This is a genomic window from Oleiphilus sp. HI0132 (assembly GCF_001635845.1).
Map to the genome: position 1 here is coordinate 1 of NZ_LWGJ01001523.1, position 1565 is coordinate 1565.

Consider the following 1565-nt stretch of genomic DNA (forward strand, 5'->3'; position numbering starts at 1 on the left):
CCCTATTATGGTATTTACGACTTGATGAATGAGCAGAATCTGCAACTGACGGTTGGCCTGGATATCATCATGCGCAAGAATATTATCAAACAGACAAAACAAGAAAATACCGAGATATATCGTCATATGTCGCCGATCAATCACATTAATGAAGCGGCACCTCCTTTCCTCATCATTCATGGCGATAAAGATTCGCTGACGTCTCTAGGGGAAGCGCAATACTTTGCCAGTCGGCTAGATGAAGTGTCTAAGCAAAGTGTGGAGTTTGCCGAGATCGGGGGGGCGCAACACGCCTTTGATGTATTCTCTTCGCTACGCAGCGACTATGTATTATTAGGGGTTGCTGAGCGTCTTGAGCAATGGCATCGAGATTTTCTTAAGAAAAATAAAGGAAATTAAAGAAAACTCCTATTTAGCGACAAAATATGTCGCTCCGCTCCATATTATAGATCCTGTACTTACTTAGCAGCACACATTAAATGCTGCTGACCTATATCATCAGGAGATCTAATATGTTCAGAATTAACGCATTCACTCAAAAAGGCACTAAGTTTCGTTTCCGCATCAAAAGCGACAACATTCATAATGTTCGTGACACTTTAAAAGAGATTTTTGAAGGTCAGGATATGCGTTTGGTACTGGTTGAGCCAGTTTAATAGAGGAAGTATGTATTGACGCTAGAGCCAATAGTTTCATGCTTATCTCGTTTAAACTTAATGTTAGTGTTGACGCTTTATATAGTTCGCCCGTATCAAGTCGATGTTATCGATAAGGTCCTGTTTGATGATGTCGGGCGATATCACTTTGGCCTGAGGGCCTAATGACATTAACCAGTTTCTGAGTTGAACCGTGCGCTTAGTTGTAGCACTTAAGCTCCAGTCATCATCGTGAGCGTGATGTAGCTCCTGATCGTGACTGATAGGGTTGTCGTGTAAGTCTTGTATTAAATTGCTGTGTTTTCCCGTCGTAATACTCAGCTCCAGGGTGTAAGTCTGAGCGTCTTGAAAGTCGATTAAGACATCCATATTTCCTTGATCTAGATAGCTTTTTAGCTCGAAATCTTCAGGCACCGCATTTGCGTGACTGCTAACACTTAAGTCACTTATCTTATGAATCAAGAAACTTCGAAAAGCCTCATCGCCCTTTTGCATGTCACCTTCCTTCTTGGCGACTAAATATATTTTCGGCAGCATAATCGCAACGCCGAAAGGATGAACCTCATAATCTTTGAGTTTTCCTTGGCTTTGATAGCTTAGTATCAGGCGTTTGCGATGAAGGATAGCGCTGTATATCCGGTTTAGCATTTCCAGGTCAAAATCGGCAGCCTTTAACTGTTGCCCGCGTTGGAAAAATTCTACGGCGCTAGTCAGGCGTTGATAATGCTTGGGGGAAATCGACTTCTCTTGTTTTAGAAGCTTGTCTTGAGCTTCCTGAAAAATAGATTTAAGGACATTCTGAGTATCAACAGGTAAGACTTGCTTCAGATGCTTTTGGCTTATGGAGAGTGCCAATGCCATGTAGTCAGGCATTTTCTCAAAACTGTAGCCAATAAGAGAATAAGGGTC

At 42.0% G+C, this 1565-nt stretch carries 3 protein-coding genes; 2 read left to right on the plus strand and 1 reads right to left on the minus strand.

Annotated elements, in window-relative coordinates; all coding sequences use genetic code 11:
• Together A3766_RS23505 and A3766_RS29890 are read left to right on the plus strand one after the other, a co-directional pair.
• The coding region (locus A3766_RS23505) for a prolyl oligopeptidase family serine peptidase (protein WP_231882974.1) at positions 1 to 399 on the plus strand (399 nt) is incomplete at its 5' end.
• A gap of 113 nt (positions 400 to 512) precedes the next feature.
• A complete protein-coding gene (locus tag A3766_RS29890) occupies positions 513 to 656 on the plus strand; it encodes a hypothetical protein (RefSeq protein ID WP_156490390.1) in 144 nt (47 codons plus the stop codon).
• 63 nt (positions 657 to 719) lie between these two features.
• Here A3766_RS29890 and A3766_RS23510 read toward each other — a convergent pair.
• On the minus strand, positions 720 to 1565 hold an 846-nt coding region (locus A3766_RS23510), incomplete at its 5' end, for a YafY family protein (RefSeq protein WP_156509077.1).

What these genes read in the sequence shown, in the direction of transcription:
- A3766_RS29890 (WP_156490390.1), top strand. Translation starts at nt 513, where the DNA reads ATGTTCAGAATTAACGCATTCACTCAAAAAGGCACTAAGTTTCGTTTC.